This is a genomic window from Desulfuromonas soudanensis (genome assembly GCF_001278055.1).
GTDB lineage: Bacteria > Desulfobacterota > Desulfuromonadia > Desulfuromonadales > WTL > Deferrimonas > Deferrimonas soudanensis.
The window spans coordinates 2,946,058-2,962,500 of sequence record NZ_CP010802.1; the positions used below are offsets into that span (position 1 = coordinate 2,946,058).

At 59.5% G+C, this 16,443-nt stretch carries 15 protein-coding genes (1 of these 15 only partly in view); all 15 read left to right on the forward strand.

Annotation, left to right across the window (positions count from 1 at the left end; genetic code table 11):
• Nucleotides 1–83 precede the first annotated feature (83 nt).
• Nucleotides 84–920, forward strand: coding sequence for a cytidylate kinase family protein (locus DSOUD_RS13230; protein WP_053551457.1), 837 nt, complete (start codon nt 84–86; stop codon nt 918–920).
• Between the two features lie 182 nt (nt 921–1,102).
• Nucleotides 1,103–1,849: a YebC/PmpR family DNA-binding transcriptional regulator gene (locus DSOUD_RS13235; protein ID WP_053551458.1), complete on the forward strand. Its 747-nt coding sequence runs from the start codon at nt 1,103–1,105 to the stop codon at nt 1,847–1,849.
• Nucleotides 1,850–1,902: 53 nt separating this feature from the next.
• On the forward strand, nt 1,903–2,415 hold the full coding sequence (gene ruvC, locus DSOUD_RS13240) for a crossover junction endodeoxyribonuclease RuvC (RefSeq protein WP_053551459.1): 513 nt from the start codon (nt 1,903–1,905) through the stop codon (nt 2,413–2,415).
• Nucleotides 2,416–2,436: 21 nt separating this feature from the next.
• The gene (ruvA, locus tag DSOUD_RS13245; RefSeq protein WP_053551460.1) at nt 2,437–3,036 is read left to right on the forward strand and encodes a Holliday junction branch migration protein RuvA; all 600 of its coding nucleotides are present in this window, start codon (nt 2,437–2,439) and stop codon (nt 3,034–3,036) included.
• A 52-nt stretch (nt 3,037–3,088) separates the two neighbouring features.
• On the forward strand, nt 3,089–4,111 hold the full coding sequence (gene ruvB, locus DSOUD_RS13250; protein WP_053551461.1) for a Holliday junction branch migration DNA helicase RuvB: 1,023 nt from the start codon (nt 3,089–3,091) through the stop codon (nt 4,109–4,111).
• Nucleotides 4,112–4,178: 67 nt separating this feature from the next.
• Nucleotides 4,179–5,516: a diguanylate cyclase domain-containing protein gene (locus DSOUD_RS13255; protein ID WP_053551462.1), complete on the forward strand. Its 1,338-nt coding sequence runs from the start codon at nt 4,179–4,181 to the stop codon at nt 5,514–5,516.
• Nucleotides 5,504–5,875 (forward strand): hypothetical protein, encoded by a 372-nt coding sequence (locus tag DSOUD_RS13260; protein WP_053551463.1) that lies wholly within the window; start codon nt 5,504–5,506, stop codon nt 5,873–5,875. Before DSOUD_RS13255 ends, DSOUD_RS13260 begins: the two co-directional genes overlap by 13 nt.
• A gap of 195 nt (nt 5,876–6,070) precedes the next feature.
• A complete protein-coding gene (locus DSOUD_RS13265) occupies nt 6,071–8,416 on the forward strand; it encodes a hypothetical protein (RefSeq protein WP_157671874.1) in 2,346 nt (781 codons plus the stop codon).
• Between the two features lie 85 nt (nt 8,417–8,501).
• Entirely contained in the window at nt 8,502–9,041 is a 540-nt protein-coding gene (locus tag DSOUD_RS13270) for an epoxyqueuosine reductase QueH (protein ID WP_053551465.1), read from the forward strand.
• Between the two features lie 294 nt (nt 9,042–9,335).
• Nucleotides 9,336–10,274: a patatin-like phospholipase family protein gene (locus DSOUD_RS13275; protein WP_053551466.1), complete on the forward strand. Its 939-nt coding sequence runs from the start codon at nt 9,336–9,338 to the stop codon at nt 10,272–10,274.
• A 64-nt stretch (nt 10,275–10,338) separates the two neighbouring features.
• Nucleotides 10,339–10,644, forward strand: coding sequence for a phasin family protein (locus DSOUD_RS13280; protein ID WP_053551467.1), 306 nt, complete (start codon nt 10,339–10,341; stop codon nt 10,642–10,644).
• 24 nt (nt 10,645–10,668) lie between these two features.
• The gene (locus tag DSOUD_RS13285; protein WP_053551468.1) at nt 10,669–12,360 is read left to right on the forward strand and encodes an ABC1 kinase family protein; all 1,692 of its coding nucleotides are present in this window, start codon (nt 10,669–10,671) and stop codon (nt 12,358–12,360) included.
• Between the two features lie 202 nt (nt 12,361–12,562).
• Complete coding sequence (lpxC, locus tag DSOUD_RS13290; protein WP_053551469.1) at nt 12,563–13,492, forward strand: UDP-3-O-acyl-N-acetylglucosamine deacetylase; 930 nt, start codon at nt 12,563–12,565, stop codon at nt 13,490–13,492.
• A gap of 133 nt (nt 13,493–13,625) precedes the next feature.
• The gene (locus tag DSOUD_RS13295) at nt 13,626–15,875 is read left to right on the forward strand and encodes a sensor histidine kinase (protein WP_053551470.1); all 2,250 of its coding nucleotides are present in this window, start codon (nt 13,626–13,628) and stop codon (nt 15,873–15,875) included.
• 19 nt (nt 15,876–15,894) lie between these two features.
• Nucleotides 15,895–16,443 carry the beginning of a sigma-54-dependent transcriptional regulator gene (locus DSOUD_RS13300; protein ID WP_053551471.1) on the forward strand. The gene runs 819 nt beyond the window's last position, so 549 of the gene's 1,368 nt are visible here — the first part of the coding sequence; the start codon lies at nt 15,895–15,897; its stop codon lies off the right edge, out of view.

The following is a 16,443-nucleotide window of genomic DNA, read 5'->3' on the forward strand; positions in this document are numbered from 1 at the left end:
CATTTAAATTCTTGTCAAGGTCAAGCCGGATTGCTAGAATTTCCGCAGACCTTGGCGACATTGACCACGCAAAGAGGAGAGACATGGCAATCATAACCATCTCGCGGGAAATGGGGAGTGCTGGAATTCCGATCGTCCACAAGGCAGCGGAAAAACTCGGCTACACCCTCGTCGACGGCGAAGCCATCAAGAAGGTGGCCCCCGATTACGGTCTGACCCCCGAAGCGGTGGAGAAGGTGGATGAAAAGCCGCCGGCCTTCGTCGATACGGTCGATGCCCAGACCGAGGCCGACTACCACCAGATCGAACTGATCATCCTGGAATACGCCCTCAAGGGGAACGTCATCATCTACGGCCGCGGAGGGCAGGATCTCCTCAAGGGGGTCAGCAGCGTGCTGCGGGTCAGGATTACCGCCCCCTTCGAAGAGCGGGTCGAGCGGTGGGCCGAGAGGGAGTGGCTCGATCCCGACCTGGCAAGAGTCCTGGTGCGCAAAAGCGACCAGCAGCGGGCGGGATTCATCAAATACTATTTCGACCGGGACTGGCAGGACCCCCTCCAGTACGACGTGGTCATCAACACCTCCCGGCTCAGCGAGGAAACGGCTCTCAAGCTGATCTCCGAGGCCGTCAAAGACAAGAACCTGACCGAGCAGAAAGACGCTTCGAAGAAGTTTCTCCAGGACCTGATCATCCGCAAGAAGGTTGAAACCCGCCTTTTGTCCAACAGGATAATTGAGGGACTGCACCAGTACCATTTTCATATCTCCGTCACCGACGGCAAGGTGACTCTCGAAGGGCACGTCCACAGCGAGGCGCAGCGGCTGGAGGTTCTCAAGACCACCCGCCAGGTGGAGGGGGTCAGCGGCATCATCAACGAACTGGATATACGCCCCTACCGCTCCAACCCCCGAGAGCTCTGAGACGGACCGATAGAAGGACTTAAGAGGCCAACAAAGAAAGCCGACCCCCGGGTCGGCTTTCTTTGTTGGCCACGGGTGGAATCCGGGAAAACTCTTGTCCGCAGGCGGATTTCCATGATAGCATTGCACCGTTTCCAGAGACCTATCAGGGCACCAAAGATCGGAAAAGGAGAAGGCTGAGCATGTCAGGTCACAGCAAATGGGCGAATATCAAACACCGCAAAGGGGCCCAGGACGCCAAGCGCGGAAAAATATTTACGAAACTCATCAAGGAAATCACCGTTGCCGCCAAAATTGGCGGCGCCGAACTCGAGTCCAACGCCCGGCTGCGCACCGCCGTCGACAAGGCCAAGGGTGAGAACATGCCCAAGGACACCATCGATCGGGCCATAAAGAAGGGGAGTGGAGGGCTCGACGGGGTCAGCTACGAAGAAGGATCTTTCGAAGGCTATGGCCCCGGCGGAGTCGCGGTGATCGTCGAATTCATGACGGACAACCGCACCCGCACCGTCGCCGATGTACGGCATATCTTCACCAAACACAACGGCAGCCTCGGCGTCACCGGTTCGGTCTCCTTTCTTTTCGACCGCAAAGGACTGATCTCTTTTGCCAATGACCAGGATTTCGACGCCATTTTCGAAGCGGCGCTGGAAGCCGGAGCCGAGGACGTCAAGGATGAAGGTGATGCCTACGAGGTCATCACCGACCCCGCCAGTTTCATCGACGTCCGGGACGCTCTGTCGGCCCGGGATCTCAAATGGGAAAACGCCGAAGTCACCATGATCCCCCAGATCATGGTCCCCCTGGAGGGGAAGCAGGCGGAGCAGATGATCAAGATGATGGACAAGCTCGAAGACAACGATGACGTACAGAACGTCTATGCCAACTTCGACATCTCCGACGCCGACATGGACCAGCACATGGGGTGACCCCCCGGGACGCCTCTTCGCACTATTCGACGCCGTTTCCCGGAAGGCGAAGCATGATAATTCTCGGCATCGACCCCGGCAGCAGGATCACCGGATATGGCCTCGTGGAACAACGGGGAAACCGCCTCCTGCATATCGACAACGGAGCGATTACCACCCGCCGCGGCGACGACCTGGCGCTCCGGCTCAAAACCATTCACGATGAACTCTGCCGGGTCATCGAGCGCTACGCCCCCGTGGCCCTGGCCGTCGAGCAGATCTTCGTCGCCAAAAATGCCCTCTCGGCCCTCAAACTCGGCCATGCCCGTGGCGTCGCCCTCCTGGCCGGAGTCAACGCCGGACTGCCGATCGCCGAATACACGGCCCTGCAGGTCAAAGGCGCGGTGGTCGGCTACGGCCGGGCCAGCAAGGATCAGGTCCAGCAGATGGTGCGAACGCTCATGAAACTCCCGGAGATCGCCCAGGAGGACGCCTCCGACGCCCTGGCCGTGGCCATCTGCCACGCCCACAGCCACGGGCTCTCCCAGCGTTTGCAATCGGCGGTTCGTCCCCGTCCTCACCCCTAGACCAGTGCGCGAGTCCCTGCCATGATCTCCCTGCTCACCGGAGAAGTCGCCTACAAGTCCATTGACCACATCATCGTCGATGTCGGCGGAGTCGGATATCGGCTGCACATCCCCCTTTCGACCTACTATGCCCTCCCCGATGACGGGACAGTCCGCCTGCATGTGCATACCCACGTGAGGGAAGACGCCATCCATCTCTTCGGTTTTTTCACCGACGACGAGAAGGCGATGTTCCTTCTCCTGATCACCATCTCGGGAGTCGGACCCAAACTGGCTCTCAATATCCTCTCCCACATACCCACCGCAGCCCTGAGAACGGCATTGGCCGAAGGGGACGCCAAACGCCTGGCGACCCTGCCGGGGATCGGCAAGAAGACCGCCGAGCGGCTGATCCTGGAGTTGCGGGAAAAGGTCGTACGCACCGCCGGGGCTCCCCCCGGAGCGGCCCGGGCCGGAGACGGCAAGGGCGAGAACGCCCCGATGGAGGACATCCTTTCGGCCCTGACCAATCTCGGCTACAAGGAGGGGCTGGCGAGGAAGGTCCTCGAGACCCTGGAGATCTCCCCCGGCGCCGGACTGGAAGAGATTCTCAAGGGTGCCTTGAAAGTGCTGGCCAAGTGACGCCGCAATCCCGGGCCCCCGACTCTTTTTCCCCTCATCCGGAGCCGCATCGATGACCGAACGACTGATCACGGCAGCCGGCAACGGCGACGATGACCGCTTCGACCCCTCGCTGCGTCCGCGATTTCTCAACGACTATGTCGGACAGGTCCGGGCCAAGGAAAATCTCCAGGTTTTCATCGACGCGGCGCGAAAGCGGGGCGAGGCTCTCGACCATCTCCTCTTTTACGGCCCTCCGGGTCTCGGCAAGACGACCCTGGCCAACATCATCGCCAGCGAAATGGGCGTCAGCATCAAGAGCACCTCGGGTCCGGTGATCGAAAAACCCGGAGACCTGGCGGCCATCCTCACCAATCTCGAGGAGGGGGATGTCCTTTTTATCGACGAAATCCACCGCCTCTCCCCCGTCGTCGAAGAAATCCTCTATCCCGCCATGGAGGACTACCAACTCGACATCATGATCGGCCAGGGGCCTTCGGCGCGCATTATCAAACTCGATATCCCCCGATTCACTCTCATCGGCGCCACCACCCGCGCCGGACTCCTCTCCTCCCCCCTGCGGGACCGCTTCGGGGTGATCTGCCGCCTGGAATTTTACACCGAGGAGGAACTGGCAACCATTGTCAGGCGGAGTGCCGGCATTCTCGGGATCCCCGTGGAAGATGAGGGGGGGGCCGAGATCGCCCGTCGCAGTCGCGGGACGCCCCGCATCGCCAACCGCCTGCTGCGCCGGGTGCGGGATTTCGCCCAGATCAAGGGGAACGGAACCATCGATCCGCTCCTGGCCGATCTGGCACTCACCCGTCTCGAGGTCGACCACTGCGGGTTCGACCACATGGATCGGCGGCTTCTGCTCACCCTCATCGACAAGTTTGCCGGCGGGCCTGTCGGCCTCGAAACCCTGGCGGCTTCCATCGGCGAAGAAAAGGAGACCATCGAGGATGTCATTGAGCCTTTTCTCCTCCAGCAGGGGTATCTGAACCGGACGCCAAGGGGGCGGGTGGCCACCCCACTGGCCTATCGTCATTTTGACCGGTCCCCCTTGCCGGGAGCAGAACCCCTTCTCTTTCCCTGACTCGGAGCAGGGGCCGATGGAAGACCCTGCCGGCGCGGCGCAGCACGACCAAAGGAAATCCATGGCAATGCCCCGATATACCGTGACCCGGAAAATCATCGCCGTCTACCTCCTGGTGACCATCTTCAGCCTGGTGGCGATCATCTATGCCCTGGGGAGCCTCCATACGCAGACCGCCCGTTCCCAGCACCTGGTGGCCGTCGATTTCAAGGCCCTCAACCTGCTCCGCGCCCTGCGCCAGAACATCCTTGCCCAGGAAAGCCTGGAGAAGCAGTACCTGATTCTTCAGGATCCGGGTCTCCTCGAACTGGCGGACCGGCGGCAAAACGAGAGAAAAGACCTCTGGGGAGCCCTCTCAGGGCTGGAGCTGCCGATCATTGCCGCCCGCCTTTCCCCGCAAATGGACCGCTGCCATGACGAGGGCGCCCACCTTCGGGAGCTTCTGGGGGCGCGATCCTGGCGCAAGGCCGAATCCTTCTCCACTGAAATTCTGGCGCCGCTGCGCAGTTCGCTCCTGGCCACTCTCGACCAGCTGACCGCAACCCAGCAGGAGACCATCGACGCCTCCCTCTCCGATTTCAGCGCCGAGAGCGCCGACGCCTACCGAGTCACCCTGCTCCTCGCTTTTTTCGGGATCGCCCTTTCGGCACCCTCGGCATTGGCCGTCATTTTCAGCATTCACAAGTCGGTGGCCTCCCTGGTCCGGGCGACAAAGGAGATCGCTGCCGGCGAGTTCGAGCACCACCTCGACGTCTCCGGAGAGGATGAGTTCGGTAACCTGGCCCGGGAATTCGCCCTTATGGGGCGAAAGCTCCGCGAACTGGAGCAGCTGCGCCTCGATGCCAACCCCCTGACCCACCTCCCGGGCAATCTGGCCATCGACCGGGAGCTCCAGGCCCGCATCAGCCTCGGACAGCCCTTTGCCCACATGTACATCGATCTGGACAATTTCAAGGCCTTCGGGGACCGCTACGGCTACAAGGCGGGGAGCGAAGCCCTGGCTCTGGTCGGCGATCTGATCCTTGCCGCCGTCGCCACGGCAGGGACCTCCGAAGATATGGTCGGCCATATCGGTGGCGACGACTACGTCGTTCTGACCACCCCCGAACACGCCGAACCGATCGCCAAAGAGCTCATCGGACGTTTCGATTCCATGGCTCCGGGTCTCTATTCGGAGGAAGACCGCCTCACCGGCTATTTCATGGGGAAGGATCGCTTCGATGTGGAGCGCAAATTCCCCCTGCTGACCATATCGATTGCCATTATCCCCTCGGACAACCTGGAGGAACCCTCGCCGTTTTCCATCAGCCAGGAATGTGCTAAGATGAAAGAACATCTCAAAGGACTTCCCGGAAGCAATTACCTTGTCAACCGCCGGAAAAAGTTGCAACGATGCCCATCCTGATCCTCATCCTGACCCTGTTGCTCACCGGCGGCTGCGCTGCGGTGAACAGACTTGATACTCGAACCGCCGACACGGCAACGACCCTTTTTATTCAGGGGGTACATGAAGTCGCCGAGGGCGGCAAATCACCGGCATTCGAAACGTTGCGCAAGGATTACCCCGATAGCCCGTGGAACGCAGAGGCACGAGCCCTCCTCGACATGATGAAGGAGCAGAGCCAGCGCCTTGCCAAGCTGCAGCAGGACAAGACCCGTTGCCGTCGCGACTACGACCAGCTCATGCAGAAAAACAACCAGCTCCAGGCCGACCAGGAGAAGCTCAAAAACCTGATGATCGAAATCGAGAAGCGCACCAAATGACCCCGTTCGAGGAAAATTGCTTTGGCACAGGAAAAGAGCTGTGTTAGGGTTCTGCCAATGGGGGCAATTGAGCTCTAGCCCTGCTGATTCCCCCCCTGGGGCCGTCGATGTGACGGCCTCTTTTAACTTGCTCCGCCTGCACCACCCTCCGGTGGCGAAGCTTTTTTCACCAATTCCTCCAGACAGCCATACTTCATGAACCAGGAAACCCTTCTCCTCCTCTGCCGTCAATTCGCTCATTGGGCCGAAGCAGCTATCCATCAGGGACGGTTGCCCTTCCGCAAGGTCGAGGTCCTTCCGGAGATCCTTACCCCGGGCGGGCCCCTTTCCCCCCCCCTGGTCTTCTGGATCAATCGCGACAGCTTCATGGCCGGGGGGTTCATCCTCTTCCCTCCGAAAGAGGCGGATCAGGGACTCGACGCCGGAATCCACTGCGCCCATGCCCTGGGCCTGCGGCACTTTGTCGCCTGGGCGCCGCGGGAACTGGTCATCTGGGAAATTCGCCAACAGGCCGTTGTCCGTTTCAAAACCATCCCTCTGTCCGCCTCCGGCACCGAAAGCGCCGAAGGATTTCAGGAAACGCTGCACGGCGTTCTGGAGGAGCTGAAAATCCTGTCGGTCGTCGGCGCCGTCCCTCCCGATCAGCTTTCGTCCCATTATCTGGCCAACCTCTCCCTGGCCACCCTGCAGGCTTCCGCCCCCTTTCTGGCCGAGGCCTGCCAGATTCGCCGGAGTGAACAGCACCGGACCCCACCCCTTTCGGCCGGGGCTCTGGCCGACAGCAAGGGGACCCTGACCCTGTGTCGGCTCATCGCCCTCGTTCTTCTCGACCGGCTCCCCGCCACCGTTCAACCGGAGGGACTGGAGAGAGCCATGCACTTCGCCCTTGACACCCTCCCGGAGGACCTGCGGGCCGCCCTGGGGGCGGCAGAGGACGAGATCGCCCTGCCGGCCGAGAGTGCCGTCCGCTTTCACCACCTCTTCCGCCGACTCAGCCAACTCCGACTCGACGCAATCCCCGAGCGGGGAGCCGAGGCCCTGCAGCTCCTCCTGGCCCACCAGGGGAGCCTCCTTGGGGGGGCAAGGCCACCGGAGACCGACGATTCGGTGGCGGCGCCTGTTTTAACCATCAATTCGACCCTTCCTTTCCGCCGAAGGGAATCGCTGATCGAGGTGGCGCCGGCGGCCATTCTCGCCTACACTGCCCTCCTCCGGTTTCTGGCCGACCTTCCCCCGGCCCTGGCCCTCGCCGGCGACATCTTTTCCCTCGGCGCAGTAGACCATCCTGCCAGGATTTACGGAACCCTGGGCACCAGCCGCATCCCAAGCTCCGGTGAGCGCAGGATCCTGACGGCCCATCTCCGCCGCTCCTGGCCGAGCCGACGTTTTCTCCTTCCACCCGGCACCCCCCTTTGGGGGTATGAGTTCCTCTACCTCCTCGGCCTTGCCGCCGAGGGTGGCCGGATCGACCTCCATACTCCCGACTGGCTGTGCGCCGACTTCCGCACCCCCCTCCTCGACGTATTGGGCGCACAATTCACCCTCGCCATCCTGGCCCGCCGTCCCGAGGGGGGGCTGCGCATCCGGCTGAGCAAAACGCCCCCGGGTGAGGCCCTGACGATCCTGACAGGCCCTACGGAAACCCGGACCATCCCCAGCCATGCCCTCCAGGGAAGCCATCCTGCCATCTATCCTTTGACCCTCGACCTGCCGACGGAAATCCTTTCCCTGATCAACGAGGGAGACCTCGCCATCCCCTCGGCGGCGACTTGGCCGACGCCCTGGGAGAGAGAGGTCTTTCTCTTCTCCCGGTCCTCCCTCGGCCGCCTCCTCTGGCAGATCGTAAGCGGAGGACAGCCCCTGCCGCGCCGGGCGCTTCTCAGGGAAAACGCCCTGCAGCAGGGGCTCCCCCTCCCTGCCACCGAAACCCTGAAAAATCTGCGCCTCCTTCCCTGGTCGGACGGCGACCCGCTCCCGAGCACCGCCGTTCTCGATGCCGAATTGGCCCTGTGGCTCGGAACGGATCCGCTCCTGAGGCCCCCGCTCCCCCAGGCCGGCAAATCAGTTCCCCTCCCGCCACCTGCCGCGGGGTCGGCAAATTCGCCTGATCTGGCCGAGGAGCTCATCCGGGACATCTTCGTCGACGGCCTGCCGCGTTTCCCCGAACAGTATCTCTATGATCATTACCGGCCCAAGCTTCAGGAATTTGCCATCGCCGGTCCCCTGGTCATCGGCGACGAGTTCTTCGAACGATTGACTCTCTACGACCCCCAGGGGACGGCCGTCGAAGTCGAGGGGAGGGAAACCGCGCGGGCCCTTGTCCTGGCCTCCTGCGACGGCCGCACCCACATCGCCCTCCCCTGCGACCGGCAACTGACAGAGGAGATTCTCGAACGCTACCTGACGGACCTGCGGAATCTGCACCGCGCCCTGGTCCAGCAGGCGCACCGCAGGATAGCCGAACCCCGGGCAGCAAACGCCATGGCGGAACGCGTCTGGGCCTCGCTCCCCATCCCGGCCTGGGATCTGGTGGCCCCTTAGACCCTTTGTTTTTCCTCCGTGAGCTGCTAAAATGCCGGCATCGACTCTTTCAGGACGTCCGATGGGACGACAAAGGACGGGCTCAATGAAACTCCTCATTCATGTTTGCTGCGCCAACTGCGCCATCATTCCGGTCAAGGTCCTGCGCCAGCAGAATCACATCGTCAGCGGTCTCTTCTTCAACCCGAACATCCACCCCTACCAGGAATTTCGACGCCGCCTCGATACGGTCCGGGAATATGCCGGGAAGGTCGAACTCCCAATGGACTACCGCCAGGAGTATTTCCTCGATGAATTCCTGCGCAATGTCGCCGACAAGCCCGACTGGCGTTGCGACTACTGCTACCGCTCGCGACTGGAGGAGACGGCCCGCACCGCCGCCGCAGAAGGGTTCGACGGTTTCACCACCAGCCTCCTCTACTCCCGGTATCAGCAGCACGAGCGGATTCGGGAGATCGGCGAAGCCCTGGCCTGTGAGCACGGCATCAGCTTCGCCTACCAGGACTTTCGCTCCGGTTGGCGCGAGGGGATCGACACATCCAAGGCCATGGGCCTCTACCGCCAGCAGTACTGCGGCTGCATCTATTCGGAGAGGGATCGTTACTCCCCGAGCCATAGAAACTGACCGAAGTATCGGAAAAAATTTCTCGTCTCTGCCGACCTGCCATCGGAGGCAGGAGGGTTCCTTCAAGGGGGCTGCCCGTCCATTCTCTGCAGGTTTTCCCGGAAAGACCCTTTTCCGGGGGACATCGCCCCTCACCTCCCGGCCAGCCCCTTTCCATCTTCCTCTGGATTTGCCGCCCCCCCACTTCGCCCGGTCGGCTCTTGCCAAGGGCCGACCCGCCCTCTATAATGGCCAGGCTGACGGGGTCCCGATTGAACACCGGGGGGATCAGCACGGCGTTTTCCTGGAGATCATTTGAAAAGAGACCGTTACAGCCTCGGATTGGCCCTGGGGAGCGGTGCCGCCCGCGGCCTGGCCCACATCGGGGTCCTCAAGGCCCTCGATGCCGAAGGGGTGCGCATCGATTTCATCGCCGGGACCTCCATCGGCGCCCTGATCGGCGCCCTGTACGCGGCGGGGATCACCGCCGCCGAAATCGAACGGGTCGCCTGCGGCGTCGACTGGCGGCAGTTGGTTCGCCTTGTCGACCCGATTTTCCCGACGTCCGGACTCATCGACGGCAAAAAAGTCGCCCGATTCATTTCCGAACTCCTGCCGGTGCGGACCTTCGAGGAGTTGACGATTCCCATGGCACTGGTCGCCACCGACGTGGAGACCGGCGAGGCGCTCACGATCAGACAGGGGAACCTTCTCGAAGCCCTGCGGGCGGCGGTGGCCTTCCCCGGAATCTTCACACCGGTCCGCTTCGGCAACCGCTTCCTGGTCGACGGCGGACTCTGCAACCCCATCCCCGCCGATGTCGTTCGCGCGCTGGGTGCAGACGTCGTGATCGGCGTTTGTGCCATCCCGGCCATGAACCGATCACGGAGAGAAACCTACATCCCCCTACCCTCAGAAGAAATTCCGACAGCGCAACCGCTACGGGGGCGCTTCACTCCCAAGGGGGTGGAGAGACTACTGAGGGACCTTTGGCCGTTCAACAATACCCCGGAAGACCGGGGAGAGCGCAAGCCGCCGGGGATTTTCAAGGTCTGTGCCCAGAGCGTTGCCATCATGGAAAACCAGATCAACGACCTGCGCCTGGAGTCCAACGATATCGATGTCCTTATCCGCCCGGAACTCGGCGCACTGACACTCCTCGAATTCAACCGCGCCGAGGAGGCGATTCGCGCCGGCGAAGAGGCGACCCACCGCCAGATAGAGAAGATCCGTCGCCTTGTCGAGGTGGATTGAAAGACCGAAGGGGTGTGGTACTCTTTAACTACTTAAAATGACAAACACTTACCAGGAGGTAAAGATGATTGAGCTCATCGAAAAAACCATGCTGGCCGGCATCGGTGCCATCTCCCTCACCCAGAAAAAGGCCGAAGACCTCATAAGCGACCTGCGCAGCCAGTTCAACCTCAGCGAGGAAAAAGGGAGAGAACTTTTCGACAAGCTGCAACAGACGGCCCGGGACAACCAGAAAAAACTCCAGGAGGTTGCCCAGAACGAGGTCGTGGCCGCTTGCGAGCGCCTCGGCCTCGTGACCCGGGATGAATTCGACAAGGTGCGAAAGAAGGTTCAACATTTGGAAAAGCAGCTCAAGGAGGCGGGGAAGTAATCCCCCGACCACTGGCCTCATTTCATGCTGACCTTTTCGCGGATCAACCGCAATATCCGCTCTATCCGGCGTTACCGTGACATCCTCGGAATCCTGATCAAATACGGCTTCGGCCACGTTATCGAGCAGCTCAATATCAACTACTACCTTGAGCTCGGACGCCGCATTGTCACCCTCGGCAGTGCTCCCAAGGAGATCGAGCGCCTCACCCAGCCGGTGCGCCTGCGCCTGGCGCTGGAAGAGCTGGGACCGACGTTCATCAAGTTCGGGCAGATCCTTTCGACCCGCCCCGACGTCATCCCCCGGGAGTATGCCGACGAATTCGGCAAACTCCAGGACACCGTTCCGTCCGGGCCCCTCCCGGAAATTCTGGCGCAACTGGAACGCGAACTCGGCTATCCGGCGCACGAACTTTTCGCCGAATTCTCCCCCCTCCCCATCGCCGCTGCCTCCATTGCCCAGGTTCACCGCGGCCGTCTGCACAGCGGCGAGGAAGTCGTCATCAAGATTCGCCGCCCCGGAATCGAGAAAGTCGTCGAAACCGACCTCGACATCCTGATGGGTCTGGCCTACCTCATCGAAAAGCACATCGCCACCGAGGAAATCTACGACCCCATCGGCATCGTCAAGGAGTTTCGCCGCACCCTGCACCGGGAGATGGACTTCATCCGGGAAGGACACACCATCGATCGCTTTTCCGCCAATTTTGCCGATGACCCGACCGTCCACATACCCCGGGTCTATTGGGACTACACGGGCGAGACGGTTCTGGCCATGGAACTGGTGGAAGGGATCAAAATCACTGACTTGCCGCGTCTCCTCGAGGCGGGGCTCGATCCGCAGACCATCGCCCGCAACGGCGCCAATGCCATCCTCAAGCAGGTCCTGATCCACGGGTTTTTCCACGGCGACCCCCATCCAGGCAACATCTTCATCCTCGAAGGGAACAGGGTCTGTTTCCTCGACTTCGGCATGGTCGGACGGATCGACGAGAATCTCAAGTTCCAGCTGGTCGACCTGCTGATGGCGATCCTGCAGCGGGACGTCGAAAAGGTCATCACCTTGCTCCTCTACTCCGGCGACCTGACCGACGAAATCGACACAAGGAACCTGAGACGCGATCTTTCTGAATTTATCGACGACTATTACGAGATTCCCCTCCAGGAGATCAATGCCGGGCGAATGCTCACCGAATTCATAGAAATACTCAGCTGTTACCGGATCAAATTCCCCTCCGACCTGATGCTGCTCGCCAAGGCGTTGGTCACGATAGAAGGGATCGGACGGCAGCTCGACCCCGAGTTCAACATGATTTCCCACCTCAAGCCCTTCATGGAAACCCTCCTTTCCGACCGGGTGACTCCGGCCAGCATATCCCGGGAGATGGTTCGCACCGTTCAGGCCTATGGCGCCCTGGCAAAAAATCTCCCCCGGGACCTCAAGGAATTCATCAACCGCGTCAACCGCAACAAATTCAAGATTGATCTCGAACACCGCGGCCTCGACAGGCTGATCACCGACCTCGACAAATCGAGCAACCGTCTCTCTTTCAGCCTGTTGATCGCGGCACTGATCGTCGGCTCCTCGCTGATCATGCAGACGGAAAAGGGTCCCCTCATTTTTGGCTTTCCCGTTCTCGGTTTTCTCGGCTACTCCATTGCCGCTTTTCTCGGCCTCTGGCTGGCAATCGCCATCCTTCGCTCGGGACGGCTGTAGCCGCATCCCCCTCCCCTCCTGTGGTCCGCACACCACAACCTGCCTTGCACATTTTCAACACATCCCCTCGAAGCATCATGCCGCAGCCGACTTTCCAACGCATTTTCAAGTACTTAAAAATACACAAATAGCGGGCACATTATTTGCATTCTTTGTAAATATCTAAATATTAAATGCCGTTTCCCGGGAGGATGTTTCCGCCATGATTTATCAATGCACCATCGCTCACTCTGTTTTCATCTCCGGCATCGGCCTCCATTCGGGCCAACGAATCAATATGACCCTGCGACCCGCCGAAGCAAAGACGGGGATTGTTTTTCACCGCTCCGAAGGCGACAGGACCGTTTCCATCGAGGCCATCTCCGCCAATGTGGTCGACACCCGTCTGGCCACCGTTATCGGCAAGGGCGGCCTGAGCGTTTCCACCGTAGAGCACATTTTGGCCGCCCTGACCGCCTGCGGTATCGACAACCTGAACATCGACATTGACGGACCGGAAATCCCCATCATGGACGGCAGCGCCGCCCCCTTCGTGGAACTCATCCAGAAGGCCGGCATCCGCAGCCTCCCCCGGTGCCGGAAGTATCTCTCTATTCGCAAGCCGATTACCCTGATCGAGGGGGAAAAACGGCTCACCATCATCCCCTCGCGCTTCTTCCGCATTACCTACGATATCGCCTTTGATCACCCCTGTATTTCTCTGCAAAATCGTACAGTCAAGGTCACACCTGAGACCTTTCGCAAAGAGATCAGTGCCGCACGCACCTTCGGCTTTCTCAAGGAAGTTGAGTTCCTCAAAGCCAACGGTCTCGCCCGCGGGGGGTCCATGGAAAACGCCATTGTCATCGACGAAAACGCCATTCTCAACCCCGAGGGGCTTCGCTTCCCTGATGAGTTTGTCCGCCACAAGATCCTCGATGCCGTCGGTGATTTCAGTCTCCTGGGCTTCCCAATCCTCGGCCACATCAAGGCCTTCAAGGCCGGGCATGACATCAATCACAAGATGGTGGAAAAAATTCTCTCCACACCCGACAGCTGGAAGCTGGTGGAATTCACCGAAGACGATCTGTGCCTGTCCCTGCAGAATGAATCGCCGGCCTACGCCTCGGAACTGGCCTTCTCCAAGGCCTGAGTCCCCTGATCATCAAGAAAAAAAGGCAGCCTGAGGCTGCCTTTTTTTATGCAAAAACGATCCTTGCGCCTTGCAATAACCATCGTTATCAGCCTATTATTGGGTATTTAGCCTTTGACTCACGAGACAATGCATGACTTCAGATACTCCACCCATCCAAACGGAAAAAACGGAAAGCCGGAAACGCAAACGGGAATGGATCCTGATCTTTTTCATCGTTGTTCTGGTCGTCATCTTTTCCCGCTTTGAAACACAGCTTTTCGAACTGACCTCCAAGTTCCCCCAGTCGAACAGCATTCTGGTGATGGCGTTGATCAACGTCAACATCCTTCTTATCATCCTCTTTCTGTTTCTTATTTTCCGCAATCTTTTCAAACTGATTCTCGAACGACGCCGGGGGACTCCGGGGGCGCGCCTGCGCAGCAAGCTGGTTATTGCCTTCATCGCCCTCTCCCTGGTTCCGACCATGCTTCTCTTCTTCGTCTCGGCGGGATTCATCACCAACTCCATTGAAAACTGGTTCAACTCCCAGATCGAATCCTCCCTGCAGGAATCCCTTGAAGTTGCCCAGACGTACTACAAAAACTCCGCCGCCAACGCCCTCTATTATGCAGAACAGTTGGCGCGAATTGCCAAGGAGAATAAGCTTCTCAACCAGGAAAATCTACCGGCCCTCCGAGAACTCATCAAGCTGAAACAGCAGGAATACAATCTCGGAATAGTGGAGGTCTTCTCCTCGACACTCGAAGAGCTGGTCCGTGCCGCCAACCCGCAGGTCCCGATTGCAGAATTTACTGACCCCGGATCGGACAATATTCGCGAGGCCCTCCAGGGTAACCGCTTTACACGCATCACCCCGATCGGGCGTGCCGACCTGATCAGAGGCATCGTTCCGATCTATTCCAATTGGAACCCCAATGATGTGGTGGGGGTCATGGTGGTCAACTACTACGTCCCCTACTCTCTGGTCAACAAGATGAAGGAGATTTCCACCTCCTTCGAACAATACAAAGAGACCAAACTACTCAAGAAAAAGATCAAAAAAGGTTACGTCATTGTCCTGCTCCTGATTGCCCTGGTGATTATCTTTCTCGCCACATGGTTCGGGTTCCACCTCGCCCGGGGGATTACGGTCCCGATTCAGGAACTGGCGATGGCGACCAACCGCATAGCGGCCGGAGACCTCGACGTGCGCATCGACGTACGCAGCGACGACGAAATCGGTACCCTTGTCGATGCCTTCAACCAGATGACCGCCGACCTGCGCAACGGACAGCAGACGATCAGGGAAGCCAACCGTGAACTGCAAAGTTCCAACTTCGAACTCGACCAGCGGCGGCGGTACATGGAGATCGTCCTCAAAAATGTCACGGCCGGAGTCATCTCGGTGGACAAGCAGGGGAACATCACCACCATCAACAAATCGGCGGAAAAGCTCTTGCGCATCAAACCCGGAAAGGTCATCGGTAAGAATTTCCGTACGGTGGTCAGTAACGAGCACTTGCCGCTGATCAAGGATTTCCTCAAGGACCTGCTCGACTCAGGCAAGGATTCCATTCGCAAGCAGGTCACCATTCCGGTCCAGGACAGCAAGGTGACTCTCCTGGTCAACGTCACCACATTGAGGGACGAAACGGGAGAGTTCATGGGAACCGTCGTGGTATTCGACGATCTGACTCAGCTGCTGAAAGCCCAGCGCATGGCGGCCTGGCGCGAAGTTGCCCGGCGTATTGCCCATGAAATCAAAAACCCCCTGACGCCGATCCAGTTGTCTGCCCAACGGTTGCGTCGGCGTTATCTGGACCGCTTCGGCGAAGACGACCTGGTCTTTGACGAATGCACCATGATGATTATCAAGCAGGTGGACGAACTGAAGAACCTCGTCAACGAATTCTCCAATTTCGCCCGCCTTCCGGCAAGCAACCCGACCCCCAACAACCTCAATGAAATCATCGGCGAGGCCTTGATCCTGTATCAGGAAGGGCACAAGGAGATCAATTTTTCCTTCAGTCCCGATCCTGCCATCCCGGTTTTCAGCCTCGATCGTGACCAGGTCAAACGGGTTTTTATCAATCTGATCGAAAATGCCGTCGCTGCCATCGACGAAGAGGGGACCATCGAGGTCGAATCGAATTACAACCCCGACATGCAGATGGTCACATTTTCCGTGGCCGATAACGGCTGCGGCATCCCGCCAGAAGACAAACCACGCCTGTTCGAGCCGTATTTTTCCACCAAGAAAGCTGGAACCGGTCTCGGCCTTGCCATTGTCTCAACGATAATTTCCGACCACAATGGCTACATTCGTGTCAAGGACAACCACCCGAAGGGGACCAGGTTCATAGTCGAACTTCCGGTGAACGGCGACAATTTGCAGGCCTGACGATCCGGCAAGGGAAGAAATGAAAAATATACTGATTATTGACGACGAAAAAAGTATCCGTGAGAGCCTCAAGGGGATTCTGCAGGACGAAGGGTTCAGGACTCTCTTTGCCGAGAACGGGGAAGAAGGAGTCGCTCTCGTCCGCGAAGAGAACCCGGACCTTGTGCTCCTCGACATCTGGATGCCGGGGATCGACGGCATTGAAGCGCTTCGCCGCATCCGCAGTACGTCTCCCGACCAGCTGGTCGTGATGATGAGCGGCCACGGCACCATTGAAACGGCGGTCAAGGCCACCAAGCTCGGAGCCTTCGATTTCATCGAAAAGCCCCTGTCCCTGGAGAAGGTCCTCCTTGCCATTCAGAATGCCATGAAGGTCGGGCAGCTGGTGGAAGAAAATCGCTCCCTCAAGGCCAAGCTGGCCAAGGAATATGAGATGATCGGCACCAGCGGGCCGATCCTGCAACTCAAGGAGCAGATCGCCATGGCCGCTCCGACCTCCGGATGGGTCCTGATTACCGGAGAAAACGGCACCGGCAAGGAGTTGGTCGCCCGCTCGATTCATGTCCAG